We start from the raw sequence: 25,914 nt of genomic DNA, 5'->3' as shown, positions 1-25,914 counted from the left end.
GACATGGACAAGCAAGGAGCGCACGCCAGCCAGGGCGGCGGCGGTGATCACAGCGATCACGGCGATCACGGTGGCCGCGGCGGGCAAGGCGTCGGCGCGCGCGTGGCGCGCAAGGAAGATGCGCGCCACCTGCACGGCAAGGGCCGCTTCGTGGCCGATATCGCCATGCCGGGCCTGCAGGAAGTGGCCTTCCTGCGCAGCCCGATGGCGCATGCGCGCCTGCTCTCGGTGCGCAAGCCGCAGGGCATGGAGGCATCCGTGATCGTGCGCGAAGACATGCAGGGCGCGCGCGATATCGTGGCGGACTCTGCTTTCCCGTCGTACCAGCCCTCCGCGCAGCCGCCGCTGGCGGCCGGCAAGGTGCGCTTCGTCGGCGAGCCGGTGGCGATGGCCTTCGCGCCCACGCGCGCCGAGGCCGAGGACATCGCCGAGGCCATCGTCGCCGAGCTGGACGAACTGCCGGCGCTGACCGACGTGGAAGGCGCCCGCCAGGCCAGCGCCACCGCGCGCGTGCACGAACACTGGAAGGACAACCACTTCCTCACCCTCAGCGCCGACAAGAACTTCGACGCGCTGAGCCGCACCGCCACGGTGGTGGTCAGCCGCAAGATCGACCTGGCGCGCCAGTGCATGGTGCCGATGGAAGGCAAGGCCGTGCTGGCCTACTGGGACCACCAGTTCGACCAGCTCATCGTCTACAGCGCCACCCAGGTGCCGCACATGATCCGCACCGTGCTGAGCCATTGCCTCGGGCTCGAGCAGGAAAAGGTGCGCGTGATCTCGCCCGACGTGGGTGGCGCCTTCGGCTACAAGTGCGTGTTGCAGCAGGAAGAGCTGTGCATCGCCTGGCTGGCCATGACCTACCGCAAGCCCTTCCGCTTTATCGAGGACCGCCGCGAGCACCTGACCGCCGGCGCCAACTCGCGCGAGCACCACTACGAGGTGACCGCCTATGCCGATGCGCGCGGCCGCCTGCTGGCGCTGGACGCGAAGATCGCCATCGACGGCGGTGCCTACTCGGTATGGCCCTTCACCATCGGCCTCGAGCCCGGCCAGGCCATCGGCAACCTGCCCGGGCCCTATGCCTTCGACGGCTACCGCTGCATCACCGAGTGCGTCGCCACCAACAAGCCGGGCTTCGTGCCCTACCGCGGCGTGGCGCGCACCGGCGTGTGCTTTGCCATGGAGCTGCTGATGGATGCGCTGGCGCGCGAGGTCGGGCGCGAGCCGTGGGAGATCCGCTGCGAGAACCTGGTGCAGCCCGAGGCCATGCCCTACGTCAACGTCACCAACAAGCACTTCGACGGCGGCGACTACCCGGCCAGCGTGCGCAAGGCCGCGGAAATGATCGGCCTGGCGCGCGTGCGCGAGCGCCAGCGTGCCGGCCCTGACGGCGCGCGCTACCTGGGCGTGGGCTTCGGCACCTACACCGAGCAATCGGCGCACGGCACCTCGGTGTTCGCCGCCTGGGGCACGCCGGTGATTCCGGGCTTTGACTCCGCCACCGTGCGTATCACGCCCGATGGCGGCCTGGAAGTGCGCGTGGGCGTGCATTCGCACGGGCAGGGCATGGAGACCACCTTCGCCCAGATCGCGCACGAGATCCTCGGCATCGACGTGGCGCGGGTCAAGGTGGTGCACGGCGACACCGGCATCACGCCGTTTTCCACCGGCACCTACGCTTCGCGCTCGCTGGTGATGTCGGGCGGCGCGGTCTCGCGCGCCTGCAAGGCGCTGGTGCCGCGCCTGCTCAAGATCGGCGCGCACATGCTGCAGCAGCCCGAGCACGAGGCGGCGCTCGGCAGCGGGGCGGTGAAGGCCGGCGATGCGGCCGTGGCCATCGCCGAGATCGCCAATGCCTGGTACATCAACCCCCAGCGGCTGCCCGCGGATGTGGACCCCGCCGGGCTGGAAACCACCATGGGCTACAAGCCCGGGGTGGATACCGGCAGCTTCACCTACTCCACGCACGCCGCGCTGGTCGAGGTCGACATCGACTCCGGCCACGTGGAGATCCTGGACTACGTGGTGGTGGAAGACTGCGGCACCATGGTCAACCCGATGGTGGTGGAAGGGCAGACCTACGGCGGCGTGGCGCAGGGCATCGGCACCGCGATGTTCGAGGAGATGCGCTACGACGGCAACGGCCAGCCGCTGGCCTCCACGCTGGCCGACTACATGCTGCCCGGGCCCACCGAGATCCCGTCGATCCGCATCCATCATTTCGAGACGCCGTCGCCGCACACCGAGTTCGGCGCCAAGGGCATGGGCGAGGGCGGTGCCATCGCGCCGCCGGCCGCCATCTTCAACGCGGTCAACGATGCCCTTGGCCAGTTCGGCGTGGAGCTGCTGGAAACGCCGCTCACGCCGCGCAAGGTGCTCGAAGCGCTGGCGCGCGCGGAGCAGCAGGCGCCGCGCAGAACCGCGCCATCTCCGCAACCCGTGCCGGCGAGGGAGGCGGCCTGACCATGAAAGCAGCTGCATTCACCTATCACGCGGCCCCCACGCTGGCCGCCACCTGCGCCGAACTGGCGCAGCGCACCGACAACGCCAAGGTCATGGGCGGAGGCCAGTCGCTGGGCCCCATGCTCAACCTGCGCCTGACCCGGCCCGACACCATCTATGACCTGTCGAAGCTCGAAGAGCTGCGCACGGTCGGGCCGCAGGGCCAGCGTGTGCGTATCGGCGCGGCGGTCACGCACGCGCAGATCGAGGACGGCGTCTTCGCCGAGCTGCGCGGCGCCATGCTGCAGTCCGTGGCGCGCGGCATCGCCTACCGCGCCATCCGCAACCGCGGCACCATCGGCGGCAGCCTTGCCCATGCCGATCCCGCCGCCGACTGGGTGGTGGCGCTGACCGCGCTGGGCGCCGATATCGAGCTGGCCAGCGCGGCCGGCACACGCATGGTGCCGATGACGCAGTTCATGCTGGGCGCCTACACCACCGCGCTTGGCGAGGGCGAGGTCATCGCCGCCGTGCACGTGCCGCGCCAGGGCGATGGCGCGCGCTGGGGATACCACAAGCTGTGCCGCAAGACCGGCGAGTTCGCCGAAGCCAGCTGCGCCGCGTATTTCGATCCTTCCGCGCGCTTCGCCCGCATCGTGCTCGGCGCGCTCGACGGCGCGCCCGCGCTGCTGCCCGGGCTGGCGCGCGAGGTCGCCACGCGCGGTCCAGCCGCGCTGGACGCGCAGGCCATCGCTGCCGCCGTGGCCCAGGCCACGCCAGGCAAGGACGCGATCGACCGCAAGCTCTACTGCACCGCGGCGACGCGCTGCATCGAACAACTTTTCAACTGAGGGCCGCAGTGGAAACCATTGCACTGACCATCAACGGCCGCGCCGCCAGCGGTGCCTGCGCGCACCGTACCCACCTGGGCGACTTCCTGCGCGACGGCCAGGGCCTTACCGGCACCCACCTCGGCTGCGAGCACGGCGTGTGCGGCGCGTGCACCGTGCTGGTGGACGACAAGCCGGTGCGTTCCTGCATCACCTTCGCCGCCGGCTGCGCCGGCAGCAAGGTGGTGACCATCGAAGGCTATGACGAAGATCCCGTGATGCGCGAACTGCGCGTGGCCTTCAACCAGCATCACGCGCTGCAATGCGGCTACTGCACGCCCGGCATGCTGGCCACCGCGCGCGATATCGTGCTGCGCCTGCCGCATGCCGACGAGGCCACCATCCGCCACGAGCTGTCCGGCAACCTGTGCCGCTGCACCGGCTACATGGGCATCGTGGCCGCGATCCGTTCCGTGCTGGCGCAGCGGCAGCCACCCGCCGCGGCAAACGCAGCGCAGGCGGCACCAGGGGGCACGCCCCGCGGCTTCGCCTGTTTCACGCCGGACGCCGATGGCGCCGCGGTCGCCGCGGGTGCGGCCCCGGCCCCGGAAGAGTCGGGGCGCAGTGCCGACAAGAAGGGCTGGTCGCGCATCGACGGCGGCTTCAAGGTGCCGTTCCCGGTCGACGACGTATGGCGCTTCATGGCGGACTTGCCGGCCGTGGCGAGCTGCCTGCCTGGCGCCGCGCTGACCGAGCAGGACGGCGAGCGCGTCAAGGGCCATGTGGCCATCAAGTTCGGCCCCATGGCCGCGCGCTTCAACGGCGCCGCGCGGCTGGAGCGCGACGAGCAGAACCGGCGCGGGGTGCTCAAGGGCGCCGGCCAGGACTCGCTGAGCAACTCCAAGGCGGCCGGCGACATCACCTACGTGCTCAAGGCCGTCTCGCCGGCCGAGACCGAGGTGCTGATCGACCTGCAGTACTCCCTGCAGGGCCCGCTCGCGCAGTTTTCCCGCTCGGGCCTGGTGCGCGATTTCGTGCGGCGCATGATGGCGGACTTCGGCAAGAACGTCACCCGCAGGATGGATCCGTCGCTCTCGGAGAGCGAGCGGAGCAAGGCGGCGACCATGAACCCGGTGGCCATGATGCTCGGCGTGATGTGGGAACGCGTGAAGCGCCTGTTCGGCGCGGGCGGGGATTGAGGCGGGCGGCCGCGCCGGCGCGGCCGGCCAAGGCAAAAAGCCCAATGCAAAAAGCCCGTACGGGGTGAACCGTACGGGCTTTGGGAATCTGGTTGCGGGGGCAGGACTTGAACCTGCGACCTTCGGGTTATGAGCCCGACGAGCTGCCAACTGCTCCACCCCGCGAAACGAAATATACCCGGATCGGGGCGTAATGGAAAGTCCTCATTGGATTTTCTTTTTTCGTCGCAGGTGGGAGTGGGGCGTGAATTCAGCCGTTCCAGCGCGCAAAGATCCCGAAACGCCCGGCATCTGCGCGGTACGAAGTGGGAAAAACCGCATTCGCGGTCAACGTCGAGGCGTGCGGGGAAGCGCCCGGCCGCTGCTGCGCAGGCAAAATGCCGCCGGCTCAGGGGCCGCAAGGCGCTCACAAGAGGCACCAAGCGGCCATAGGCGGCCACAAGCGGCCACAAAGGATCGCAGGATCCCCACTCGCGCAGGGAACGCAGACTTAGCCGGTGCTGCCGTCCGCCTTCTGTACGGGCGCCAGCGTGAACCGGGCCGACAGGTCGGCTTCCCCGCTGAGCGGATCCTGGGGTTGGACGATGCCCTTGGTGCTGAGCTTGGTCAGCGTGCGCGCGGCCTGGATCGGGCTTACGCCCGCGGCCTTGGCGACCTGATATGCATCCATCGGGGTGCCCGTTTTCTGCAGGGCGTCGATTACTGCCTGTCGGGTGTCGTGATTGTTGTTCATTTCCGGGCGCGGGTTGGATTTGCTCAGACTAGACGGACTGAGGCGCGCGCGCAAGCCCGGGTTCTCGCCAATCCCGCCGGTGCCGTCGCTGTTTTATGCCGGCCTGCGCGGCTGCGCGCCGCGCGGCGCGGTTGCGCCGCCGGCCCGGCACGTCAGAATAGAGGGTCTGACGCAAGATGCACCACAAGCACAATGACGCAAACTCTCCTGCTGATCGACGGCCTGAACATCCTGCGCCGCGTCTACGAGGCCAACCCGGCGCAAGACATCCCGGCCAAGGTCGAGGGCGCCGTGATCTCGGCGCTGGCCTCGTTCCGGCGCGCGCTCACCGAGTGCCGCACCACGCATGCGCTGGCTGCCTTCGACGCCGGCGGCAAGACCTGGCGCCACGATCTGTACCCGCAGTACCGCCAGCACCGCAAGCCCATGGATCCCGAACTGGCCGAGGTGATTCCCGATTTCCGCCTGACGCTGACCGAGGTGCTGGGCCTGCAGACCGTCGCCATCGACGGCTACGAGGCCGACGACATCATCGGCACCGCCTACTACCGCTGGATTGCCGCCAAGGACGGCGCGGCGATTCCCGTGAGCACCGACAAGGACGTGCTCCAGCTCATCGCCGACGGCGCCGTCGTGCGCAACCACTTCGCCACCGCGAAGAACGGCGAGCGGTCCTGGTTCGACGAGACCTACGTGATGGACAAGTTCGGCGTGGCCAGCCACCAGCTGGCGGACTATCTTGCCCTGCTGGGTGACAGTTCGGACGATATCCCCGGCATCAGCAAGATCGGCGCCAAGACCGCCGCCCGGCTCCTGGTGCAGTACGGCGACCTCGAAGGCGTGCTTGCCAACGCGGGCGAGGAGAAGGGCGTGATCGGCAAGAACCTGGCGGAACAGGCCCATCTCGCGCGCCTGTCGCGCCAGTTGCTTTCGCTCAGGACCGATTCGCAGCTCGGGCTCACATGGAACATGCTGCGGCTGCCCGAGCAGGCCTAGCGGCGATGCCGCGACGTGGCTCCCGCATGCCCTGCGCACGCCTTGCGCATGCCGTGCCCGCGGCCTCGCCTAGTCGAGCGCGGGCAGCATCTTGGCCGGGTTGAGCAGGTTCTTGGGGTCGAGCGCGCGCTTGACCTGCCACATCAGCTCCAGCTCCACCGGCGACTTGTAGCGCTTCAGGTCGTCGCGCTTGGCCACGCCGATGCCGTGCTCGGCGGAGATCGAGCCATGTTCGGCGTGCGCCAGCGAGTCCACCGCCTCGGTGATGGGCGCATACCACCGGCCAAGGAAATCCGCCGCACTGGTGTCCCTGGGCCGCAGCGGGTTGAAGTGCACGTTGCCGTCGCCCATATGGCCGTAGATCACCATGCGCGCGGCCGGCTCGAGCGCCAGCACCCTGGCCGACGCCTCGCCGATAAAGGCGGCGATGCGCGACAGCGGCACCGAGACATCGCACTTGATGCTGCCGCCGGTGCGGGTCTGCGCGTCCGAGATTTCCTCGCGGATGCGCCAGAAGGACTGCGCATCCGCCACGCTGGCGGCCACTGCCGCGTCCTGCACCAGTTGCTGCTCCAGCCCGGCTTCCAGGATTTCCATCAGGGTGGCATCCAGGCTTTCGCTGCTGCCGCCGGAGGTCAGCTCGATCAGGACCATCCAGGCCGGTTGGCCGGACAGCGGCGAGGCCACGTCGCCCAGGTATTCCAGCACCAGCTCGAGCGCCGGCGCGGAGATCAGCTCGAAGGCGGTGACAGCCTGGCCGCCATGCTGCTTGGCCAGGCCCAGCAGCCGCACCGCGGCCTCCGGGTCCGTCACCGCCACCAGGGCCACGGCGCTGGCGCGCGGCAGCGGCATCAGCTTGAGCACGGCGGCCGTGATGATGCCGAGGGTGCCTTCCGAGCCGATGAAAAGCTGCTTGAGGTCGTAGCCGGTATTGTCCTTGCGCAGCCCGCGCAGGGACGAATAGATGCGGCCATCGGGCAGCACCGCCTCGATGCCCAGCACCAGGTCGCGCATATTGCCGTAGCGCAGCACGGCGGTGCCGCCCGCGTTGGTGGCCAGGTTGCCGCCGATCTGGCACGAGCCCTCGGAGCCGATGCGCAGCGGAAACAGGCGTTGTTCCTGCTCGGCGGTGGTGCGCGCCGCGTTGAGCGTCACGCCGGCCTGCACGGTCATGGTGTCGTTGACGGTGTCCACCGCCAGCACGCGGTTCATGCGCGCCAGGCTGAGCACCACGGCGCTGCCGCTGGCGTCCGGCACCGCGCCGCCCATCAGCGAGGTGTTGCCGCCCTGCGGCACCACCGGCACGTCGTGCGCGTGGCACCACGCCATCACCGCGCTGACCTGCTCGGTGGTGGAGGGCAGCACGACCACCTGGGCCTTGCCGCGATAGAGGCGGCGGTAGTCCGTGACGAAGGCTTCGGTGTCGGCGTCGCCGCTGAGGCAGGCGCCGGCGCCGACGATGGCGCGCATGGCTTCGAGCGTGGTTGCGGGGCTGTGGTCGGGGGTGGTGGCAGGCATGTCGGTGTGTGGCGTGGCCAGGAGGGCAGGCGCGGCGCGCGCGCGGGTGTCGCGCGCGGCCGGGCGCTCAGGAGAGCGGAGAGCGGAGGTTGAGCGGGAAATGAGCCGGTTGGCGGGCGGCGTTCAGTAGGCTGCCGAAGGGCCGGCGGCCGGCGCCGCGGCGGAACCGATGAATTCCGCGGCCAGGCGGCGCGCCGCGCCGGCATAGAGCATCACGTCCACGCCGGTGGCCACGAAGGTGCAGCCCAGCTCCAGGTAGCGCCGGGCCAGGCTGGTGTCGGAGGTCAGCGTGCCGGCGGCCTTGCCACTGGCGACGATGGTGCGCATGGCGCCCTCGATGGCGGCCTGCACCTCGGGATGGCCCGGGTTGCCGCGGTGGCCCATCGACGCGGCCAGGTCGGCCGGGCCGATGAACACGCCGTCCACGCCGTCCACCGCGCAGATGGCTGGCAGGTTCTTCAGCGCGGTCACGGTCTCGGCCTGCACCAGCAGGCAGATCTCATCGTCGGCCACCGCCAGGTAGTCGGTGCGCGCGCTCCAGCGCGAGGCCCGGGCGATCGCGCTGCCCACGCCGCGCACGCCCTGCGGCGGATAACGCGTGGCAGCCACCATGGCGGCCGCCTGCTCGGCGGTATCCACCATCGGCACCAGCAGGCTCTTGGCGCCGATATCGAGCAACTGCTTGATCAGCGGCACTTCGCCCGCCACCGCGCGCACCACGGGCTGGGAGGGATAGGGCGCGATCGCCTGCAGCGCATGCAGCATGTCGCCCAGCTCGTTGGGCGCGTGCTCGCCGTCGACCAGCAGCCAGTCGAAGCCGGCCGTGGCCGAGACTTCGGCCAGGTAGGGCGATGCCATCGACAGCCACAGGCCGATCTGGGGCTTGCCGGCCGCGAGCGCGGCCTTGAAGGGGTTGTTTGCGGGCATGATGTTCCGGATGGTGTTGGTCGGGTTGCGGCGGTGGGTGGCCTGAAGTTTAGCGCGCCTCTCAGCCCAACTGGCCCTGGCAGATGTATTTGGTGTGCATGTAGTCATCCAGCCCGTGGCGCGATCCCTCGCGGCCGTAGCCCGATTCCTTCACGCCGCCGAACGGCGCCGCCTCGGAGGCAATGGCGCCTTCGTTGACGCCGACGATGCCGGTCTCCAGCGCCTGCGCCACGCGCCAGATGCGGCGCACGTCGCTGGAGTAGAAGTAGGCCGCCAGGCCGAACGGCGTGTCGTTGGCGTCGCGCACCACTTCGTCTTCGTGCGTGAAGCGGAACACGGCGGCCACCGGGCCGAAGGTCTCCTCGCTGGACAGGGCCATGTGCGGGGTGGCGTGGGTGAGCACGGTGGGCGCGTAGTAGTGCGGGCCGTCGTTGCGGCGCACGCGTTCGCCGCCGACCACCAGGCGCGCGCCCTTGGCGACGGCGTCTTCCACGTGGCGGGCGATCTTCTCCACCGCGCGGGCATTGATCATGGGGCCGATCTGGGCCGCTTCCTCGGTGGCCGGGCCCACGTGCAGCGCCGCCACGCGCAGCGCCAGCCGCTCGACGAAATCGTCGTGCACGCCGGCCTGCACGTAGACCCGGTTCGGACACACGCAGGTCTGGCCGCCGTTGCGGAACTTGGACGCCATCAGGCCGTCGACCGCGGCATCGAGGTCGGCATCGTCGAACACGATAAAGGGCGCGTTGCCGCCCAGCTCCAGCGAGAGCTTCTTGAGCGTGCCGGCGGATTCGCGCGCGAGGTGCTTGCCTACCGGCGTGGAGCCGGTGAAGGTGATCTTGCGCACGCGGCTGTCGGCCAGCCAGCTGTCCACCACCGCCGGCGTGCCTTCGCGCGAGGCGGTGACGATATTCAGCACGCCCGCGGGGAAGCCCGCCAGCTCGGCCAGGTAGACCAGCGCCAGCGCGGTCAGCGGCGTGTCCTCCGCCGGCTTGGCCACCACCGTGCAGCCGGCGGCCAGCGCCGGCGCGATCTTGCGCGCGATCATGGCCAGCGGGAAATTCCACGGCGTGATCGCCGCCACCACGCCGACCGGCTCCCTGAGCACCAGCATCTTGCGCCCGGGCACGGCCTCGGCCACGATCTCGCCGCTGATGCGGGTGGCTTCCTCCGCAAACCACTCCACATAGGACGCGCCATACAGCACTTCGCCGCGGCTCTCCTGCAGAGGCTTGCCTTGCTCACTGGAGATGATGCTTGCCAGGTCGTCGCGGTGCTCGAGGATCAGCGCGTGCCAGCGCTTGATCAGTTGCGCCCGCTCGCGCGCCGGGCGGCGGCTCCAGGCCGGGAAGGCGGCATGCGCGGCATCGGCGGCGCGCGCCGCGTCGGCGGCGGTGCTGTCGGGCACGCAGGCGAAGGCGGCGCCGGTGGCCGGGTTACGGACGTCGAAGCGCTGGCCGGCATCGCTGGCGCACCATGCGCCCTGGATGAAGTTGCCGGTGCGCAGCAGCGCGGGATAGGACAGGGGAAGCGAGGTCATGGGCTTGCCGGGATTCAGGGGTTGTTCGGGTTTGGCGCGCGTTTGGGCGGGGACTCAGCTGACGATGCCCAGGTGCCAGGGCACGAACTCGTTGTCGCCCAGGCCCAGCGCTTCGCTCTTGGTTGCCTCGCCCGAGGCGGCCCGCAGGATATGCTCGAAGATCCGCTGGCCCATCTCGGCCACGCTCAGCTCGCCGTCCAGCACCAGCCCGCAGTTGATGTCCATGTCGCCTTCCAGGCGCGTGTACATCGGCGTGTTGCTGGCCAGCTTGATGGTGGGCGCTGGCTTGGAGCCGAACATGGAGCCGCGCCCCGTGGTGAAGCAGATCAGGTTGGCGCCGCTGGCGATCTGGCCGGTGGCGGCCACCGGGTCGTAGCCGGGCGAGTCCATGAAGACAAAGCCCGCCTGGTCGATGGGCTCGGCGTATTCGTAGACGGCCTGCAGCGGCGTGGTGCCGCCCTTCATGGCCGAACCCAGCGATTTCTCGAAGATGTTCGCCAGCCCGCCCTGCTGGTTGCCGTGGCCCACCACGCCGTTGAACTGCGCGTTTTGCCCGGCGGTGTAGCGCTCCCACCAGGCCAGGCGGTCGAGCAGCTTCTGGCCCACCTCCGGGGTTACCGCGCGGCGCGTGAGCATGTACTCGACGCCATGGATTTCCGGGGTCTCGGACAAGATGGCGGTGCCGCCGTGGCGCACCAGGATGTCCATCGCCGCGCCCAGCGCCGGATTGGCGCTGATGCCTGAGAAGCCGTCCGAGCCGCCGCACTCCAGGCCGATCTTCAGGTGGCTGGCCGGCACCGGCTGGCGCACCGCGGCGTTGGCTTCGGGCAGCATTTCCTCGATGGCGCGGATGCCCGCCTGGATGGTGGCGAGCGTGCCGCCGACTTCCTGCATGACCATGGTGCGCACGTGGCTGCCGGGCACCAGGCCCTGCGATTCCACCAGCGCCGCCACCTGGTTGCGCTCGCAGCCCAGTCCGACGATCAGCACGCCGGCCAGGTTGGGGTGGCGCGCATAGCCCGCCAGCGTGCGGCGCAGCACGTCGAAGTGTTCGCTGGGCGACGACATGCCGCAGCCGCTGCTCTGCGCGAAGGCCGCCACGCCGTCCACGTTGGGATAGGCCGCCATGCGCTGCGGCGTGAAATGGTCGGCGATATGCCGGATCACCGTGGCCGAGCAGTTCACCGAAGACAGGATGCCGATGAAATTGCGCGTGCCCACGCGGCCGTCGGGCCGCACGAAGCCCATGAAGGTGGCGCGCTCGGCCTCGGGCACGTAATCCACCGGCCGCACGTCCTCGCAGAAGGCCGGGTCGCGGTAGAAGTCCACCAGCGCCAGGTTGTGCGAATGCACGTGGTCGCCGGCCTCGATATCGCGCGCGGCCACGCCGATCACGGTATCGAACTTGCGTATCTGCGTGCCCTTGGCGATCGCGCAGGCGGCGATCTTGTGCCCGGCCGGCACCTGGGCGCGCACGCGCAGTCCCAGCCCGGGCAGGCTCTGGCCAAGCGCGAGCGCATCGCGGGCAATCAGCACGTTGTCGTTCGCGTGCAGGCGGATCAGGCAGCCGGGGGCTGCGGGCGTGGCGGGCGTGGCGGGCGTGGCGGGGGCGGCAGTGTTCACGGGGCGGTCAACCTTGTTGCAGCAGTTCTTTGAGCTTGAGGCGCTGGATCAGGTGGGTCTCCTGTTCGTACACCGTGCTGACGTAGCGCTTGTATTCCGGGCCGTCCAGGTACATCACGGGCGCGTCGATGCGCGCCGCCACCTGCTGGAATTCCTTGCTGGCCACGGCCTGGCGGAACGCATCGCGCAGCGTCTTCTCGATGGCCGGGTCCAGTCCCACCGGCGCGCCGATGCCGTTGGGCGCTTCCACCACCACGTTGTAGCCAAGCTCCTTGAGCGTGGGCGTGTCCTTGAAGCGGGGCGTGCGCTGGGCACCCCAGGTGGCCAGCAGGCGCAGCTTGCCGGCTTCCACGTGCGGCGCCCACGAGCTGGAATCGGCCAGCAGGTCGACCTGCCCGGCCAGCACATCCTGCAGGGCCTGCGCGCCACCCTTGTAGGCGATCGCATTGAAACGGATGCCCGCGGCCTGCGCGAACTCTTCCATGCCCACGTGGGTGGCGCCGCCGATGCCGGCATGCGCGTAGGTGAGCTTGCCGGGGTGCGCCTTGGCCTCGGCCACGACTTCGCCGAGCGACTTGAAGCGCGAACCCGCCGGCACCGCGATGCCGAAGGTCTGGCCGGAGGTGCGCGCCAGGTAGGTCAGCTCGCTGCGCGGGTCCATCTGCAGCATGCCGAGCTGCGAGAAGCGCGTCACCGAGATCGGCACCTGGCCGATGGTGTAGCCGTCCGGCTTCGCGCGCGCCAGTGCCTTGGTGCCGATCATGCCCGAGGCGCCGGCGCGGTTCTCCACCACGATCGACTGCTTGAGCACGACCGAAGCCACCTGGCACAGCGCGCGCATGGACTGGTCGGCCGTGCCGCCCACGGGCCACGGGCAGATGAAGGTGATCGGCCGCTCCGGGTACGCGGCGGCCCGGGCCAGGGCCGGCAGCAGCAGGCCGGCGCCCGAGACCGAGGCAGCGGTGGCAGCGGCGCCGCCGATGAGCAGGCGGCGGCGTCCGGGATTGAAGCCGTGGGGTGCGGTCATGTGTCGTCCTCGCAGGTCGTTATAGGTGTCGTGGGCCGGATGGATCGCGCAGCAACGGTTGCGCATCGGCGAGGCCCGATTGTGGGGGTCCGCTTCATAACAATCCAATCAAAGATCGGAATGGCTTCATAACCTGAAAGTTAAGTAGAATCGGTCCATGCCCCAGATCGACCGCGCCCTGCGCTCCAATATCAAGCTGCGCCACCTGCAACTGGTGGTGGCGCTGGACGAGTTCCGCCACCTCGGTCACACCGCCGACTTCCTCTCGGTGAGCCAGCCGGCGGTGTCCAAGATGCTCACCGAAGTGGAGAAGACGCTCGGCCTCACGCTGTTCACGCGTTCCACGCGCGGCACCGAGCCCACGCCGGCGGGCGCATCGCTGGTGCGCTTTGCCCGCTCGGTGCTGGCGCAATACGAGCGCACGCGCGACGAGATCGCCGCGGAGGCCAGCGGCGCCGCCGGCCGCACGCGCGTGGGATCGATGGGCGCCGCGCTGCCGGTGCTGCTGGCGCAGGCCGTGAGCCTGCTCAAGCAGCGCTCGGCACAGGCCACCGTGCTGGTCGAAGAGGGCGACCTGCCGCACCTGCTGCCCAAGCTGCGCCTGAGCGAGCTGGACCTGATCGTGGGCCGGCTCGAGCCTGGCTACGCGGCGCCCGACCTGCTCACCGAAGCGCTCTACAACGAGCCCATGGTGGCGGTGGTACGCAAGGGTCACGCGCTGGCGCGCAAGCGGCGTCCGGGCTGGCCGGACCTGGCCGGCGTGCCGTGCGTGGTGCCGCCGCCGTGGGCATCGCTGCGCGTCAAGATCGAGCAGGAGTTCTACCGCCATGGGCTGCAGCCGCCCACCGACCTGATCGAATCCTCGTCCTACCTGGCCATCAGCACCTTCGTCGGCCAGGGCGAGGCGGTGGGCTTCCTCGCCCGCTCCGTGGCGCGGCAGCTCGAGCGCGAGGAGCGCGTCCACGTCCTGGCCATGGACCTGTCGCTGGAACTGCCGCCGGTCGGCGTGATCACGCTGCGCGAAGGCCGGCCCACGCCCAGCAGCGTCCAGCTGGTGGCGTGCCTGCGCGCGGCCGCGGCGCAACTTGCCGCCTGATATCGCGGCCTCGATAGTCGCCTGCTTCGCGCCTCGCGCGGGCGAATCCGGCCGGACCCGATCGTTCGCCACCCCCTTGCGCGGCGGGCGGAATTGGCTGGCCGGGCGGTTTCCGGAGATTGCGCCGGCGCCACGGATGAGCGCACGGCGGCGAGACTAAGGCTGGCTCGCGGGCGGCCTGACGAACTTGAGCGTCATGCGGTCCGATTCACCGATGGCCTGGAAGGCCGCGCGGTCGCGATCGCCGCCGCGCAAGGTGGGCGGCAGCGACCACACACCGTCGGGGTGGTCGTGGTCGTCGCGCGGGTTGGCGTTGATCTCGCTGCGGCCGGCCAGGGCGAAGCCCGCCGCGCGCGCGTGGTCGATCACGAAATCCTCGGTGACATAGCCGGTGGCGATCATCTGCTCCAGCGACGTGCCCGGCGGGGCGCGGTGCTCCTCCACGCCCAGCACGCCGCCGGGCTTGAGCACCGCATGGAAGGCGCGCAGGCTCTCGTCCAGGTGGCCATCCTTGATCCAGTTGTGGATATTGCGGAAGGTCAGTACCAGGTCGGCGCTGCCGGCCGGGGCGAAATCGCCGGCACTGCGCAGCGGCAGCGTGCCGACCACCACCTTGTCGTAGCTGGCCGGATCGCGCGCCAGCTTTTGCGCGAAGTTCGCCCTCGATTTCATGCTTTCCTCGCTGGCCGGCCCCACCGCGTAGTGCGCGGCGTACAGCTTGCCGTGTTCGCGCAGCGTGGGCGCCAGGATTTCCGTGTACCAGCCGCCACCCGGTGCGATCTCCACCACCGTCTGGCCTGGCTGCAGGCCAAAAAAGCGCAGCGTCTCGCGCGGATGCCGCCAGGCGTCGCGCGCTTTATTGGCCGCGCTGCGCTGCGGGCCGGCAATGGCCGCGGCCAGCGCGGCATCGCCGCCCGCGGCCCCGACGCTGCGGGCGGCACCGGCCGCCAGGCCGAGCGCGGCGGCGCACGCCAGCAGCACGGCTTTGCGCGCCGGGATGTGCAGTGAAGACATCTGGATCATGGTGTTCCTTGTCTGAGGCAGGGCGCGGCGGCGGCCGCGCGGCGTGCTGAAGTGCATCATCGCACACGATTCCGGACGCGGTGCTGCATCGTGTCAAGCATGCATAAGTGTCTTTTGGATCACCGCAAAGCAGGGCGGGCAGCGCGAAGGCGCGCGAAAAACGCCGGTGCGGACGCCCCGAAACCCGCATAAGACCATGTTATCGGGCATGAATTGGCACGCGGCCTGCGTTTTCTCCTAAAATCCGCTATCTTTCTCACTTTTGAGTCGGCGTGTCTTCCAGCCTTCGGACCGGAGCCGCCTTGTTGAACGCAACCGGCAAGCTTTCGCCCGCCATTGGCACGAGGCCCTTCGACGCCGGCGCTACAAAGCGCTCTCCAGCGCCTTTTTCATGAGCAATCTCAACCAGCAAAGCATCCTCTCCGTCCACCACTGGACCGACACGCTCTTCAGCTTCACCTGCACCCGCGATCCTGGCTTCCGCTTCGAGAACGGCCAGTTCGCCATGGTGGGCCTGGAGGTCAACGGCCGCCCGCTGCTGCGCGCCTACAGCATCGCCAGCGCCAACTACGAGGAAACGCTGGAATTCTTCAGCATCAAGGTGCCTGACGGCCCGCTGACCTCGCGCCTGCAGCACCTGCGCGAAGGCGACCAGATCTTCGTCGGCAAGAAGCCCACCGGCACGCTGCTGGTCGACAACCTGCTGCCTGGCAAGACCCTGTGGCTGCTGGCCACCGGCACCGGCCTGGCCCCGTTCCTGTCGATCATCCGCGACCCGGAAGTGTACGAGCGCTACGACAAGATCGTGCTGACCCACACCTGCCGCTTCGTCGAGGAACTGGCTTACCGCGAACTGATCCAGGAGCACCTGCCGCAGCATGAATACCTGGGCGAACTGGTGCGCGACAAGCTGGTGTATTTCCCCACCGTGACCCGCGAGGAATTCGACAACCAGGGCCGCATCACCGACCTGATCGCCTCGGGCGAACTGTTCGAGCGCCTGGATGTGCCCTCGTTCTCGCTCGAGAACGACCGCATCATGCTGTGCGGCAGCCCCGACATGCTCAAGGATGTGCGCAACATCCTGGTCGAGCAGCACTTCGTCGAAGGCAATATGAACCACCCGGGCCACTTTGTGCTGGAAAAGGCCTTCGTCGGCTGAGCCTGCCGCTCACACCTGATACGACGGGCGACAGGGATGTCGCCCTCGCTTCCCGGCGGGGTTTTTCCCGGCGGCTAGGCCTGCTGGCGGGACATCACCCAGAAGTGCATGCCCAGGGTGGTCAGGAAGACCCCCGCCAGTTGCATCCATCCCGAGTCCGCTCCCAGCGCCAGGCATAGTCCCGCCGCGCCTGCGGCCGCGCCTGCGCGCCCGCGCCAGGCGCCGCGCCGCACGCCATGTCCCGCGCACGCCGGACCACCCGCTTCGTCAGCCGGTACGGGGCCTGCCGCCCCTTGCGCGATCGCGCTCGCTTGTTCCGTCGTTCGTTCCATTGCCTTGCTTCCCCGCTTTGCCGGCAAGGCCGTCATGCCTCGCGCCCGGCAGGCTACCGCGCGCCTGAGCGCCGGCGCAAAGAAGGAAACTGCCCATCGATATGCGCCCACCGGCTTTGGGCGCCCTGGCGTGAACCGCATATTCACTTGCGTTCTTATTCGTTAAGAACCGCGCAGGCGCGGCGTATGTTCACGGCTTGTCCGCGCGGACCGGGCCCATCGCCCATGCCGCCGCATCCCGAACCAGGAACAGGAGTCTTCGATGAGCGTGGAAATCATTGGCATGATCCAGACCCAGAAGCAGTCGGAGATCCATCCGGCCAGCGGGCCGGTGGTGGATCGCGACTATGTGCGAGCCTTCGCGCAGGCGCACGAACAGGCCGGCTTCGACCGCGTGCTGGTGCCACATCACTCCACCGGGCCCTCGGCCACGCTCACCATTTCCTACGCGGCGGCCGTGACCGAGCGCGTGCATTTCATGCTGGCGCACCGGCCCGGCTTTACCGCGCCCACGCTGGCGGCGCGGCAGATCGCCTCGCTCGACCAGTTCAGCGGCGGCCGGCTCGGCGTGCATTTCATCTCCGGCGGCTCGGACTCGGAGCAGCAGCGCGACGGCGATTTCCTCAGCCATGACGAGCGCTACGCGCGCACCGATGAGTACCTCGGCATCCTGCGCCGCATCTGGACCGAGGACAAACCGTTCGATCATGAAGGCAGGTACTACCGCTTCACGCAGGGCTTCTCGGAGGTCAAGCCAGCGCAGCGCCCGCATGTGCCGGTCTTCTTCGGCGGCGCCTCGGACGCCGCCATCGAGGTCGCCGGGCGTCATGCCGATGTCTACGCGCTGTGGGGCGAATCGCTGGACCAGGTGCGCGACATCACCACGCGCGTGCGTGCCCAGGCCGCGCAGAACGGCCGGCAGGTGCGTTTCTCGGTCTCGTTCCGCCCGATCCTGGCGCAGACCGAAGCGCTGGCCTGGGAGCGCGCCGAGCGCATCCTCGCGCAGACGCGCAGCCTGCGCGACGCGGCGGGCCTGGGGCAGGGCGGCCCGCAGCAAAGCGAAGGCGCGCGCCGCCTGCTGGCCGCGGCCGGGCAGGGCCCGCGCGTGGACAAGCGCCTGTGGACCGAGATCGCGAAGCTGACCGGCGCACGCTCCAACTCGACCGCGCTGGTCGGCACGCCCGAACAGGTGGCCGATGCGCTGCTGGACTACTACGACCTTGGCGTCACCACCTTCCTGATCCGCGGCTTCGATCCGCTGGAAGACGCGGTGGACTACGGCCGCGAGCTGATCCCGCGCGTGCGCGAACTGGTGGCGCAGCGCGAGGCGGCAACCGGCGCCGGGCGCCGCGCGGCGTGACGACGACAGGCATATGACGAACCGCAACATGACGGCATCCAGAAGACAATTCCTGCGCCTGGGCGCGGCGGCGGGCGTGGCAGTGGCAAGCGGCACGCTGCCGCTGGCCGCGGCGGCGCAGGCGCGTCCCGTGCTCAAGGCCGGCGACCAGAAGGGCGGCCTGCGCGCCTTGCTGGAGAGCGCGGGCGAACTGAAGAACCTGTCCTACGACATCCAGTGGACGGAGTTTCCCGCCGCCGCGCCACTGGCCGAAGCGCTCAACGCCGGCGCGGTGGATTGCGGCCCCATCGGCGACGCGCCGGTCATCTTCGCGCTGGCCGCGGGCACGCCCATCAAGATCATCGGCGCCAACCGCTCGGACCCGTTCGGCACCGCCGTCCTGGTGCGCGCGGATTCGCCCCTGAAGACCGCGGCGGACCTGCGCGGCAAGAACATCGGCACCAACCGCGGCTCCATCGGCCACTTCGTCACGCTCAAGGCGCTCGCATCGGCGGGGCTCAAGCCGGAGGACGCCAACCTGCGCTTCCTGCCGCCGGCGGACGCCAAGCTGGCGCTGGTCAACGGCTCGATCGATGCCTGGGCCACGTGGGAGCCTTACACCGCGCTGGCCGAGACCAGCGGGCACGCGCGCGTGCTGGTCAACGGCCGCGGCCTGTGGTCGGGCCTGAGCTACCTGGCCGCCACCGACAGCGCGCTGGCTGCCAGGCGCGAAGTGCTGCGCGACTTCCTGCAGCGCGCGGCGCGCGCGCAGGCGTGGTCCTACCAGCATGTGGATGGCTTCTCCGCGGCGCTGGCGCGCATCATCGGCATCCCGCCCGAAGCGGCACGGCTGCAGTTCGAGCGGCGCCGCACGCAGTGGCGCAATATCGATGCCACGCTGATCGCGGAGCAGCAGCGCACGGCGGATTTCTACCTGAAGGCGGGTTTGCTCCGGCAGCGGCTGGATGTGCGCACCACCTTCGATACGGGCTTCCCGCTGGCCGCCCAGGCGGCGGCGTAGCCAGCCGCCGGCCCGGCGCTCAGAGCGGCAGGACGGGTTCGGGCGCCAGCGCGCACACCACCCGGTTGCGGCCACTGCGCTTGGCTTCGTAGAGTGCTTCGTCGGCGCGCCCGTAGGCGTGCTCGAAGCTGGTGCCGCGCGGGTTCCAGCTCACGCCGAAGCTCGCCGTCACCTGCAGCCCGGGCGCCTCGGCAAAGACACAGGCCGCAATGCGCAGGCGGATGCGGTCGGCCAGTTCCATCGCGGCGGCGAGCGAGCGCGCCGGCAGCAAGGCCGCGAACTCCTCGCCGCCCATGCGCCCGACGGTGCCCGCATCCAGTACGGCCTGCGCCAGGCAGTCGGTGATGCCGCGGATCACCGCGTCGCCCACCGGGTGGCCGAGTGTGTCGTTGACCCGCTTGAAGTGGTCGATGTCCAGCACGATCAGCGCCATGCTGCCGCCGGCCAGGACCATGCCGGCCTGCTCGATCACCGCGCCGCGGTTGAGCGCGCCGGTGAGGGTGTCGCGCGTGGCGCGGAACGCAAGCTCGCGCGCCAGCTCCTGCAGGCGCTGGTTGAGCCGGTTCATTTCCAGTTCCTCGCGGTCGCTGCGCCGGATCAGGCGCCGCGTCTCGCGCATCAGCCGCTCGTAGTGGCCAATCAGCTCGCCAAGCGTGCGGCGGTACGCCTCGGCGCTGGCGCGCGGGTCGCCGAAGACCGCGCGCGCCCCGGCCAGGGCGCTGTTCTCCGACTCGAAAAGATCAGGCTCGGACATCGGCGGATCGGCGCGTATCAGCCTGCGGTGGTGGCGTGGTCGATGAACTCGATGGCAGGGAAATCGGCGTGCAGCTCCTGCCCGAACTCCAGGATGGTGTCGTCGTCGACGTCGTGGTACCAGTTCACGATCACGTGGTTGCCCTTGTCGGCGGCGTCGTTCATGGCGTCGAACATGCTGAACAGCACCTTGGTGCTGGAGCTGTTGAAGTAGGTCAGCGCCACATGCGCGGTGACCTCGGTGTCCTCGCAGGCGGCCAGGTACTTGCGCAGGCGCACGATCACATCGCCGTAGAACACGGCGGCGTTCTCGGGATAGGACTCGCCCTTGAGCGACAGCGTATGCCGCGCGAAGTCGAGATTCACCTCGGGCGAGGAGGGGGTTGCGGCGATGAACAGGTTTTCCATGACGTTCTTTTCTCGTCCTGCTCAGATCGTGGCGACCAGGTGGAACATGGTCGAAGCCGGATCGGCGTCGATCGGCTGGAAGTTGTACTCCAGGGGCGCGCTGGCGTCGCGCGCCACGGTCAGGAAGCCCAGGCCGGCGCCCTTGCTTCCCTCGGGTGCCTCGGCCCGCATGGTCTCCTTGTAGGCCTGCTTGATCTGGTCCAGCGTCATCGTGCGCAGCGGCTCCAGCGCGGCGCGCAGCTGTGCCACGCGCGAGATCGCCACGGGGTTGGAGCACATCAGGCGGTAGCGCTCGTCGATCATGCTGATGCACACCGAGCCGTGGCGCAGCTGGTTGGTGTCCTGCGTGGGTGGCGTCAGCGCGTCAGACGAGTAATGGACGATGTTCTGCGCCATCTCCACGAACGACGAGAACAGCTTGCGCCGCGTGCCGTTGTCCACGCCGCTGACCGCCAGCTGAAGCCGCACCGCGTCCGACATGGCAGCGATGATGTTCTGGGAGAAATAGCCCACGTAGTAGAAGATCACGTTGCGTTCCCGGGCCATTTCGAAGAAGGCCCCGTATTCATGGTCAATCGAAGTACCGCTCATCGGCGTTGTCATCGACGTTGTCATCGGCGTTGTTGTCAGGCCCCGCCACGCATTCCCGGCTATTGAACGCGGAAGCAGAAGAAGGTGAGGTCGTCGCGGCGGCTCTGCTGGCCTTGCCAGGCGCCGTACTGCGCCAGCACGGCCTGGTTGATGCGCGCGGCCGGCTCGAGCCGGGCGGCCCGCACCGCCTCGCGGATACGGCGCTTGCCGAAGGCGATCTCCTTGGGCCCGCCGATCTGGTCGACCAGCCCGTCGGTGGTCACGAACACCAGGCTGCCCGGCGCGGTCTGCACGGTGCGGTTGCGCCATGCGAAATCCATGCCGGTGTCGACATAGCCCGCGCCCATGCGCTCGCCGTCCACCATCTCGCCGTCGTCGTCGCCCGCATGCAGCACGAACAGGGAGCTCTTCGCCCCCGCGAAGGACAGCCGCCGGCTGGCGTTGTCGAACCAGAAGAAGGCCGCGTCCAGGCCGTCATTGGATTCAGGCGTATCGCCGTTGCATTCCACCTGGCCGAGCATCTGCTTGATGCCGCGGTTGACCGCCATCAGCAGCGCGCCGGGGTCGCGCGGGCCGCGCTGCTCGATCGCCTGCGTCAGGATGGACGAGGCGATCAGCGTCATGAAGGCGCCCGGCACGCCGTGCCCGGTGCAATCCGCCAGGGCCGCGAACCAGCCGTCCTCGAATGCCGCGAAGTGATAGAAATCCCCGCCCACCACGTCGCGCGGCTCCCACACCAGCCCGGCATCGCCGAGCGTGCGGGCCATGGCCTCGCGCGAGGGCCGCAGCATCGAGCGCTGGATGATGCTGGCGTAGTCGATGCTGTGCATGATCTGGCGGTTCTTCTCCGCCTGCATGTCGGCCACCACCCGCATCAGCTGCAGGCCACGCCCGAGGCCGAGGAAATGGCCGTCGCGCGCGATGATGAAGCCGTCCGCGAGCGCCTTTTCACCGTATTCCACCGCCTTGAAGGTGAGCGCCTCGATGCTCATGGCCGCGTCCACCACGAGCGGCTCCTTGTCCATGAAGGCGATGCAGCTCTTGCGGTTGTACAGTTCCCGGTGATAGGGCTTGCTCATCTGCGACATGAAGATCGCGCGGTTGATCAGCCCGATCGGCCTGTCATCCTCGGTCACCGGCAGGCTGTCCAGGTCGCGGTGCTTGCCGAAGACATCCAGGACGTCCTGGTTGGTCTGCTCCGTGGTCACGGATGGCGTGGCGGCGCACAGATCCTCCGCGCAAGGCTGCCGGAAGCGGGCACGCCCTGCACGGGTTTCAACCCCACTGGAACCGGCCGGAACGTCAGACATCGCCAGGGAATCCGGATGATTTGGAAACCGCCGATTCTAGGAGTGGCGTATGTCGGCTTTGTGACGGTTTGAAGAAAAGAGGGGATTTACGGGGGTATTTCAAGAAGGACCGCTCCGGCCGCCGACACGCGCCGGCACGCGCCGGCCCGCTGCGACGGGCTCGCGCGGCGGAGTGGCGGGCGCGCCTTCAGAGGCCGAGCTGCCGCGCGGCCAGGTCCTTCATGATCTCCTCGGCGCCGCCGCCGATCATCATCACCTTGACCTCGCGATACAGGCGCTCCACCCGGCTGCCGCGCATATAGCCCATGCCGCCGAGCAACTGGACTGCGCGGTCGGCGCAGAACTGGAAGGTCTGCGTGGCGAGGTTCTTCGCCATGGCGATCTGCGCCACCGGCGCCGCGCCGTCGTCGAGCCGGCTGGCCAGGTCGTCCAGCATGGCGCGCGTCGATTCGATACGGGTGGCCATATCGATGAACTGGTGCCGCACCACCTGGTGTTCCACCAGCCGTTTGCCGAACGTCTGCCGCTCGCGCGCCCACGCCAGCGCGTCGTGGAAGCAGACCTGCGCGTAGCCGCAAGCCGCCGCCGCGAGCGCCAGGCGCTCATGATTGAAGTTCTTCATGATCGCGGCAAAGCCCTTGCCTTCCTCGCCGATCAGGTTCTCCGCCGGCACCCGGCAGTCTTCGAAGAACAGCTGCGCGGTGTCGGAAGCCCACCAGCCCATCTTCTTGAGCGGCGTGCGCGTGAAGCCCGGGGTATCGCGCTCGATCAGCAGCAGCGAAACACCCCTGGCATCCGGGCCGCCGGTGCGCACCGCCACGGTGAAATAGTCGGCCCGCATGCCCGAGGTGATGTACAGCTTGGTGCCGTTCACCACGTAGTGATCCCCGTCGCGCCTTGCGGTGGTGGCCAGGTGCGCGACGTCGGAGCCCGCCGCGGGTTCGCTGATGGCGAGCGCGGAGATCTTCTCGCCCGCGAGGATCTGCGGCAGGACCCTGGCCTTGAGCGCTTCGCTGCCGGCCGCGGCGATCGGCGGCGCGCCGATCGTGTGCGAGAACAGCCCCGACGCGATGCCGCCGGAGCCGCCCCAGGCGCGCTCCTCGAACAGGATCATGCGATAGAACGCGTCGCAGGGCGCGCCGCCATAGGCCTCGGGAAAGCCGGGTTGCAGCAGGCCCGCCTCGGCGGCCTTGCGGTAGAGCTCGCGCGGAAAGCTCTCGGCCTCGTCCCAGGCCTCGGCATTGGGCGCGACTTCCTTGTCGAAGAAGCGCCGCACGGAGGCGCGGAAGGCCTCGTGCTCGGCGGTGTAGTAACGGGGGTTCGGCGGCTGCAGGATCATATCGTGGCTGGGCATCTCATTGTGCGGACGGGTCCAGGCATTGCGGTGCCTGGTAGAGCGGAAAGCCGTCGAACGGCACCGAGCGCCGGTGCTCGGGCAGCGGCCAGGTGTGCTTGGCATTGGGCACGCCGCCATCCACGCGCAGCGTCGATCCCGTGATGAAGGCCGCCGCCGGCGAGAGCAGGAATACCACGGCGGCCGAGACCTCCGCCTCGGTGCCCAGGCGCTGCAGGGGGACCTTGCGCCCGAGTTGCCGGATTTTCTGCTGGAACGCCTCGGGGTAGGTATCGAAGCCGGAAGAGGCGATCCAGCCGGGCGCCACCGCATTGACGCGCACCCCCGACGCCGCCCATTCGCACGCGGCCGTCTCGGTGAACGACAACATGCCGGCGCGCGCCGCGCCGGAGTGCCCGAGGCCCGGCATGCCGTTCCACATGTCGGCGATGATGTTGACGATGGCGCCGCCGTTGGCCTCCATCCATTGCGTGAAGCATTCGCGCGCGACCAGGAAGCCGCCTGTCAGGTTGTTGCGCACCACGGCTTCCCAGCCCTTGAGGCTGATATCGCGCAGGGCCGACGGATACTGGCCCCCGGCATTGTTGAAGAGGCCGTCGATGCGGCCATGTGCCGCCAGCGCCGCGGCCACGGTGTCGCGCACCTGGGCTTCATCGCGGATGTCGCAGGCGTGCACGCTGACCCGGCCGGTAGCATCCGGCTGCGCGGCGACGATCTCCGCGCGCACCTGCTCCAGCTTCTCGAGCTTGCGCCCGGCCAGCGCCAGCCGGCAGCCGAGACTGGCCAGTTCGTGCGCCGTGCAGCGGCCGATGCCGCTGCCGCCACCGGTGATCAGCACCGTCTGCCCGGCGAACAGGTCCCGGTGGAATACGGATCGGTATTGCATGCCTTGTCCTTTCGGTTGGATTCGCGATGGATGTCGTTCAGCCGGCGCTCAGTCCCAGCCGCTTGACCAGCTTGCCCTGGCTCTCGAAGCGCTGGCGCGCGAACGCCGTGTAGTCGGCGCTGTCGAGGTACGCCATTTCCTGGTCGAGCCGGTCGAGCAGCCTGGCCGTGGACGGCTCGTAGAGCGCGCTTTTGAAGGCGTCGTGCAGCACGCGCACCACCTGCGGGTCCATGTCGCGCGGGCCGGCGATGCCGAACGGGCCGGTCGAGACGATATCGATGCCGAGGTCGCGCAGCGTGGGCACGGCGGGCCAGTGGCGCGAACGCCGGGCCGTCCACAGCACCAGCCAGCGCGCCTTGCCGGCATCGACGTAGCTGCCGATGGTGCCCGCGGTGATGCCCAGGTCGATGTGCCCGCCGAGCGTCGCCGTGATGATCTCCGCCTCGCCCTTGTAGGGCACGTGGTTGAGCTGGATGCCCGCCTTCTGGCAGATCTCCTCCATCGTCACGTGCATGGTGCCGCCCGTGCCGGTGGTGCCGTAGCTGATCTTGCCGGGGCGCCGCCTGGCGTCCTCGACCAGGTCCTGCCAGGTCTTCCAGGGCGTTTCGCTGCGCGTGGCCACGCCGAGCGGATAGCCGCTGAGATGGATGATGTAGGTGAAGTCCTGGAGCGGGTCGAACTGCGTCTTCTGCAGGTGCGGCAGGCGGAAGACCGGCTCCGGCATCACGGTGAGCGTATAGCCGTCGGGGCGGGCGCGCGCCACCAGGTTCGCGCCGAGCAGCCCGGACGCGCCCGGGCGGTTTTCGACGATCACGGGCTTGCCCAGGGTCTTGCCCGCGCTTTCCGCCAGGGCGCGGATGACGGTGTCGGTGGCGCCGCCCGCGCCGAAGGGCACGGTGAGCGTGACCGGCTGGGCCGGGAATGCGGCCGCTGCCGCGTGCCGCGAGAGCGCCGGCAGGGCAGTGCCGAGCGCCAGCGTCAACATGGTCTGGCGGCGTTTGCGATCGAAGGCTGCTGGTTTCATCGGTGTCTCCGTCTTGATTTTGTGGTTCCGATCAGCGAGGTACTGCGCGCGGTTTCAGTCGTGGTGCTCCTGGAGAACGAGTGCGTCGAGCGCCACCGCGCCGTGGCCCGCCGCCTTGACCAGCAGCGGGTTGATCTCCAGCTCCGAGAGCGTGTCGCCCAGCGCGAGGGCGGCATCGGAAACCGCGGCGATCGCGCGCGCCGCCGCCTCGACGTCGGCGGGTGGGCGGTTGCGGTAGCCGGTCATGAGCCGATAGCCGCGCAGCTCGGCGAGCATCGCGTGCGCGATCTCCTGGTCCACCGGCAGCAGGCGGTGCGACACATCCTGGAACACCTCCGTGAAGATGCCACCCAGGCCGACCGTCATCGCAAGCCCGAACACGGGGTCGCGCGTGACGCCGACGATCAGCTCGCACTCGCCGGCTTCCATCTTCTGCACCAGCACGCCGCGCAGCTCCGCCGCGGGCGCGGCCCGGCTCGCGGCCGCCGCAATCTCCCCGGCAGCCGCGCGGACCGATGCGGCGTCCGCGAGGTGCAGGCGCACGCCGCCCACCTCGGTCTTGTGCGGGATATCGGGGCTCAGGATCTTGACCACCACCGGGTAGCCAAGCGCCTCCGCGGCGTCCGCGGCCGCCGCGGGCGTGGTGGCCGCGCGCACGTCGCCGACCGGCACGCCATGGGCGCCGAGGTATTGTTTCGCCTCGTACTCGTCCATGCGCGCGCACGACGGCGCGGGCGCCGGCAGCGTGCGCGCCTGGCCGCGCGCGGCACGCAGCGC

The 25,914-nt window shown here is 69.4% G+C and carries 24 protein-coding genes and 1 tRNA gene; 8 read left to right on the top strand and 17 right to left on the bottom strand.

Annotation, left to right across the window (positions count from 1 at the left end):
* Window positions 1-3 precede the first annotated feature (3 nt).
* The 3 genes from AC1DKV_RS13225 to AC1DKV_RS13215 are packed head-to-tail and all read left to right on the top strand — an operon-like array spanning window position 4 to window position 4,474.
* Window positions 4-2,466 (top strand): xanthine dehydrogenase family protein molybdopterin-binding subunit, encoded by a 2,463-nt coding sequence (locus AC1DKV_RS13225; protein WP_441620513.1) that lies wholly within the window; start codon window positions 4-6, stop codon window positions 2,464-2,466.
* Between the two features lie 2 nt (window positions 2,467-2,468).
* On the top strand, window positions 2,469-3,296 hold the full coding sequence (locus tag AC1DKV_RS13220) for an FAD binding domain-containing protein (RefSeq protein WP_441620511.1): 828 nt from the start codon (window positions 2,469-2,471) through the stop codon (window positions 3,294-3,296).
* Between the two features lie 8 nt (window positions 3,297-3,304).
* Window positions 3,305-4,474: a xanthine dehydrogenase family Fe-S subunit gene (locus AC1DKV_RS13215; RefSeq protein WP_441620509.1), complete on the top strand. Its 1,170-nt coding sequence runs from the start codon at window positions 3,305-3,307 to the stop codon at window positions 4,472-4,474.
* Between the two features lie 89 nt (window positions 4,475-4,563).
* Here AC1DKV_RS13215 and AC1DKV_RS13210 read toward each other — a convergent pair.
* Window positions 4,564-4,639, bottom strand: a tRNA-Met gene (locus AC1DKV_RS13210).
* Window positions 4,640-4,964: 325 nt separating this feature from the next.
* Window positions 4,965-5,207 carry a hypothetical protein gene (locus AC1DKV_RS13205; protein ID WP_441620507.1) on the bottom strand — a complete coding sequence of 81 codons (243 nt, stop codon included), beginning with the start codon at window positions 5,205-5,207 and terminating at the stop codon, window positions 4,965-4,967.
* A gap of 192 nt (window positions 5,208-5,399) precedes the next feature.
* Here AC1DKV_RS13205 and AC1DKV_RS13200 point away from each other — a divergent pair, with 192 nt between their 5' ends.
* Complete coding sequence (locus AC1DKV_RS13200) at window positions 5,400-6,203, top strand: 5'-3' exonuclease (protein WP_477137620.1); 804 nt, start codon at window positions 5,400-5,402, stop codon at window positions 6,201-6,203.
* A 69-nt stretch (window positions 6,204-6,272) separates the two neighbouring features.
* Here the strand turns inward: AC1DKV_RS13200 and AC1DKV_RS13195 are convergent, their stop codons facing one another.
* The 5 genes from AC1DKV_RS13195 to AC1DKV_RS13175 form a co-directional block, all read right to left on the bottom strand.
* Window positions 6,273-7,721: an FAD-binding oxidoreductase gene (locus tag AC1DKV_RS13195; RefSeq protein ID WP_441620504.1), complete on the bottom strand. Its 1,449-nt coding sequence runs from the start codon at window positions 7,719-7,721 to the stop codon at window positions 6,273-6,275.
* Window positions 7,722-7,844: 123 nt separating this feature from the next.
* Window positions 7,845-8,648 carry a 4-hydroxy-2-oxoheptanedioate aldolase gene (gene hpaI, locus AC1DKV_RS13190; protein WP_441620502.1) on the bottom strand — a complete coding sequence of 268 codons (804 nt, stop codon included), beginning with the start codon at window positions 8,646-8,648 and terminating at the stop codon, window positions 7,845-7,847.
* 61 nt (window positions 8,649-8,709) lie between these two features.
* The gene (locus AC1DKV_RS13185) at window positions 8,710-10,188 is read right to left on the bottom strand and encodes an NAD-dependent succinate-semialdehyde dehydrogenase (protein WP_441620500.1); all 1,479 of its coding nucleotides are present in this window, start codon (window positions 10,186-10,188) and stop codon (window positions 8,710-8,712) included.
* A 54-nt stretch (window positions 10,189-10,242) separates the two neighbouring features.
* Window positions 10,243-11,811: a UxaA family hydrolase gene (locus AC1DKV_RS13180; RefSeq protein ID WP_441649855.1), complete on the bottom strand. Its 1,569-nt coding sequence runs from the start codon at window positions 11,809-11,811 to the stop codon at window positions 10,243-10,245.
* A 7-nt stretch (window positions 11,812-11,818) separates the two neighbouring features.
* Window positions 11,819-12,838 (bottom strand): tripartite tricarboxylate transporter substrate binding protein, encoded by a 1,020-nt coding sequence (locus AC1DKV_RS13175; protein ID WP_441620497.1) that lies wholly within the window; start codon window positions 12,836-12,838, stop codon window positions 11,819-11,821.
* 157 nt (window positions 12,839-12,995) lie between these two features.
* On the opposite strand from AC1DKV_RS13175, the gene AC1DKV_RS13170 reads away from it, so the two are divergent.
* Complete coding sequence (locus AC1DKV_RS13170) at window positions 12,996-13,934, top strand: LysR substrate-binding domain-containing protein (protein WP_441620495.1); 939 nt, start codon at window positions 12,996-12,998, stop codon at window positions 13,932-13,934.
* A 156-nt stretch (window positions 13,935-14,090) separates the two neighbouring features.
* Here the strand turns inward: AC1DKV_RS13170 and AC1DKV_RS13165 are convergent, their stop codons facing one another.
* Complete coding sequence (locus tag AC1DKV_RS13165) at window positions 14,091-14,957, bottom strand: class I SAM-dependent methyltransferase (RefSeq protein ID WP_441643364.1); 867 nt, start codon at window positions 14,955-14,957, stop codon at window positions 14,091-14,093.
* 391 nt (window positions 14,958-15,348) lie between these two features.
* Between AC1DKV_RS13165 and AC1DKV_RS13160 the strand changes: the two genes are divergently transcribed.
* Window positions 15,349-16,119 (top strand): ferredoxin--NADP reductase, encoded by a 771-nt coding sequence (locus tag AC1DKV_RS13160; protein ID WP_441624350.1) that lies wholly within the window; start codon window positions 15,349-15,351, stop codon window positions 16,117-16,119.
* Between the two features lie 74 nt (window positions 16,120-16,193).
* Here the strand turns inward: AC1DKV_RS13160 and AC1DKV_RS13155 are convergent, their stop codons facing one another.
* Window positions 16,194-16,451: a hypothetical protein gene (locus AC1DKV_RS13155; RefSeq protein WP_441624348.1), complete on the bottom strand. Its 258-nt coding sequence runs from the start codon at window positions 16,449-16,451 to the stop codon at window positions 16,194-16,196.
* 262 nt (window positions 16,452-16,713) lie between these two features.
* Here AC1DKV_RS13155 and AC1DKV_RS13150 point away from each other — a divergent pair, with 262 nt between their 5' ends.
* Together AC1DKV_RS13150 and AC1DKV_RS13145 are read left to right on the top strand one after the other, a co-directional pair.
* Complete coding sequence (locus AC1DKV_RS13150) at window positions 16,714-17,811, top strand: LLM class flavin-dependent oxidoreductase (protein WP_441624346.1); 1,098 nt, start codon at window positions 16,714-16,716, stop codon at window positions 17,809-17,811.
* Window positions 17,812-17,839: 28 nt separating this feature from the next.
* Window positions 17,840-18,811, top strand: a complete 972-nt coding sequence (locus tag AC1DKV_RS13145; RefSeq protein WP_441624352.1) for an ABC transporter substrate-binding protein — start codon at window positions 17,840-17,842, stop codon at window positions 18,809-18,811.
* A gap of 19 nt (window positions 18,812-18,830) precedes the next feature.
* On the opposite strand, the gene AC1DKV_RS13140 is transcribed toward AC1DKV_RS13145, so the two are convergent.
* The 8 genes from AC1DKV_RS13140 to AC1DKV_RS13105 form a co-directional block, all read right to left on the bottom strand.
* Window positions 18,831-19,565: a GGDEF domain-containing protein gene (locus AC1DKV_RS13140; protein WP_441624344.1), complete on the bottom strand. Its 735-nt coding sequence runs from the start codon at window positions 19,563-19,565 to the stop codon at window positions 18,831-18,833.
* A gap of 17 nt (window positions 19,566-19,582) precedes the next feature.
* Window positions 19,583-19,972, bottom strand: a complete 390-nt coding sequence (locus AC1DKV_RS13135) for a DUF1987 domain-containing protein (protein WP_441624342.1) — start codon at window positions 19,970-19,972, stop codon at window positions 19,583-19,585.
* 21 nt (window positions 19,973-19,993) lie between these two features.
* Entirely contained in the window at window positions 19,994-20,563 is a 570-nt protein-coding gene (locus AC1DKV_RS13130; protein ID WP_441624340.1) for a SiaB family protein kinase, read from the bottom strand.
* Window positions 20,564-20,622: 59 nt separating this feature from the next.
* Complete coding sequence (locus AC1DKV_RS13125) at window positions 20,623-21,873, bottom strand: SpoIIE family protein phosphatase (protein ID WP_441624338.1); 1,251 nt, start codon at window positions 21,871-21,873, stop codon at window positions 20,623-20,625.
* A gap of 187 nt (window positions 21,874-22,060) precedes the next feature.
* A complete protein-coding gene (locus tag AC1DKV_RS13120; RefSeq protein WP_441643363.1) occupies window positions 22,061-23,227 on the bottom strand; it encodes an acyl-CoA dehydrogenase family protein in 1,167 nt (388 codons plus the stop codon).
* A gap of 1 nt (window position 23,228) precedes the next feature.
* On the bottom strand, window positions 23,229-24,113 hold the full coding sequence (locus tag AC1DKV_RS13115; protein ID WP_441643362.1) for an SDR family oxidoreductase: 885 nt from the start codon (window positions 24,111-24,113) through the stop codon (window positions 23,229-23,231).
* Window positions 24,114-24,150: 37 nt separating this feature from the next.
* Window positions 24,151-25,137, bottom strand: coding sequence for a tripartite tricarboxylate transporter substrate binding protein (locus AC1DKV_RS13110; RefSeq protein ID WP_441624333.1), 987 nt, complete (start codon window positions 25,135-25,137; stop codon window positions 24,151-24,153).
* 54 nt (window positions 25,138-25,191) lie between these two features.
* The coding region (locus AC1DKV_RS13105; protein ID WP_477137619.1) for an acetate--CoA ligase family protein at window positions 25,192-25,914 on the bottom strand (723 nt) is incomplete at its 5' end.

The sequence above is a fragment of the Cupriavidus sp. 05T41 genome, from assembly GCF_056396525.1.
This window is presented reverse-complemented; position numbering and strand designations above follow the sequence as displayed.

What these genes read in the sequence shown, in the direction of transcription:
- AC1DKV_RS13225 (WP_441620513.1), top strand. Translation starts at nt 4, where the DNA reads ATGGACAAGCAAGGAGCGCACGCCAGCCAGGGCGGCGGCGGTGATCAC.
- AC1DKV_RS13220 (WP_441620511.1), top strand. Translation starts at nt 2,469, where the DNA reads ATGAAAGCAGCTGCATTCACCTATCACGCGGCCCCCACGCTGGCCGCC.
- AC1DKV_RS13205 (WP_441620507.1), bottom strand. Translation starts at nt 5,207, where the DNA reads ATGAACAACAATCACGACACCCGACAGGCAGTAATCGACGCCCTGCAG.
- AC1DKV_RS13200 (WP_477137620.1), top strand. Translation starts at nt 5,400, where the DNA reads ATGACGCAAACTCTCCTGCTGATCGACGGCCTGAACATCCTGCGCCGC.
- AC1DKV_RS13195 (WP_441620504.1), bottom strand. Translation starts at nt 7,721, where the DNA reads ATGCCTGCCACCACCCCCGACCACAGCCCCGCAACCACGCTCGAAGCC.
- hpaI (WP_441620502.1), bottom strand. Translation starts at nt 8,648, where the DNA reads ATGCCCGCAAACAACCCCTTCAAGGCCGCGCTCGCGGCCGGCAAGCCC.
- AC1DKV_RS13185 (WP_441620500.1), bottom strand. Translation starts at nt 10,188, where the DNA reads ATGACCTCGCTTCCCCTGTCCTATCCCGCGCTGCTGCGCACCGGCAAC.
- AC1DKV_RS13175 (WP_441620497.1), bottom strand. Translation starts at nt 12,838, where the DNA reads ATGACCGCACCCCACGGCTTCAATCCCGGACGCCGCCGCCTGCTCATC.
- AC1DKV_RS13170 (WP_441620495.1), top strand. Translation starts at nt 12,996, where the DNA reads ATGCCCCAGATCGACCGCGCCCTGCGCTCCAATATCAAGCTGCGCCAC.
- AC1DKV_RS13165 (WP_441643364.1), bottom strand. Translation starts at nt 14,957, where the DNA reads ATGATCCAGATGTCTTCACTGCACATCCCGGCGCGCAAAGCCGTGCTG.
- AC1DKV_RS13160 (WP_441624350.1), top strand. Translation starts at nt 15,349, where the DNA reads ATGAGCAATCTCAACCAGCAAAGCATCCTCTCCGTCCACCACTGGACC.
- AC1DKV_RS13155 (WP_441624348.1), bottom strand. Translation starts at nt 16,451, where the DNA reads ATGGAACGAACGACGGAACAAGCGAGCGCGATCGCGCAAGGGGCGGCA.
- AC1DKV_RS13150 (WP_441624346.1), top strand. Translation starts at nt 16,714, where the DNA reads ATGAGCGTGGAAATCATTGGCATGATCCAGACCCAGAAGCAGTCGGAG.
- AC1DKV_RS13145 (WP_441624352.1), top strand. Translation starts at nt 17,840, where the DNA reads ATGACGGCATCCAGAAGACAATTCCTGCGCCTGGGCGCGGCGGCGGGC.
- AC1DKV_RS13140 (WP_441624344.1), bottom strand. Translation starts at nt 19,565, where the DNA reads ATGTCCGAGCCTGATCTTTTCGAGTCGGAGAACAGCGCCCTGGCCGGG.
- AC1DKV_RS13135 (WP_441624342.1), bottom strand. Translation starts at nt 19,972, where the DNA reads ATGGAAAACCTGTTCATCGCCGCAACCCCCTCCTCGCCCGAGGTGAAT.
- AC1DKV_RS13130 (WP_441624340.1), bottom strand. Translation starts at nt 20,563, where the DNA reads ATGAGCGGTACTTCGATTGACCATGAATACGGGGCCTTCTTCGAAATG.
- AC1DKV_RS13125 (WP_441624338.1), bottom strand. Translation starts at nt 21,873, where the DNA reads ATGTCTGACGTTCCGGCCGGTTCCAGTGGGGTTGAAACCCGTGCAGGG.
- AC1DKV_RS13120 (WP_441643363.1), bottom strand. Translation starts at nt 23,227, where the DNA reads ATGCCCAGCCACGATATGATCCTGCAGCCGCCGAACCCCCGTTACTAC.
- AC1DKV_RS13115 (WP_441643362.1), bottom strand. Translation starts at nt 24,113, where the DNA reads ATGCAATACCGATCCGTATTCCACCGGGACCTGTTCGCCGGGCAGACG.
- AC1DKV_RS13110 (WP_441624333.1), bottom strand. Translation starts at nt 25,137, where the DNA reads ATGAAACCAGCAGCCTTCGATCGCAAACGCCGCCAGACCATGTTGACG.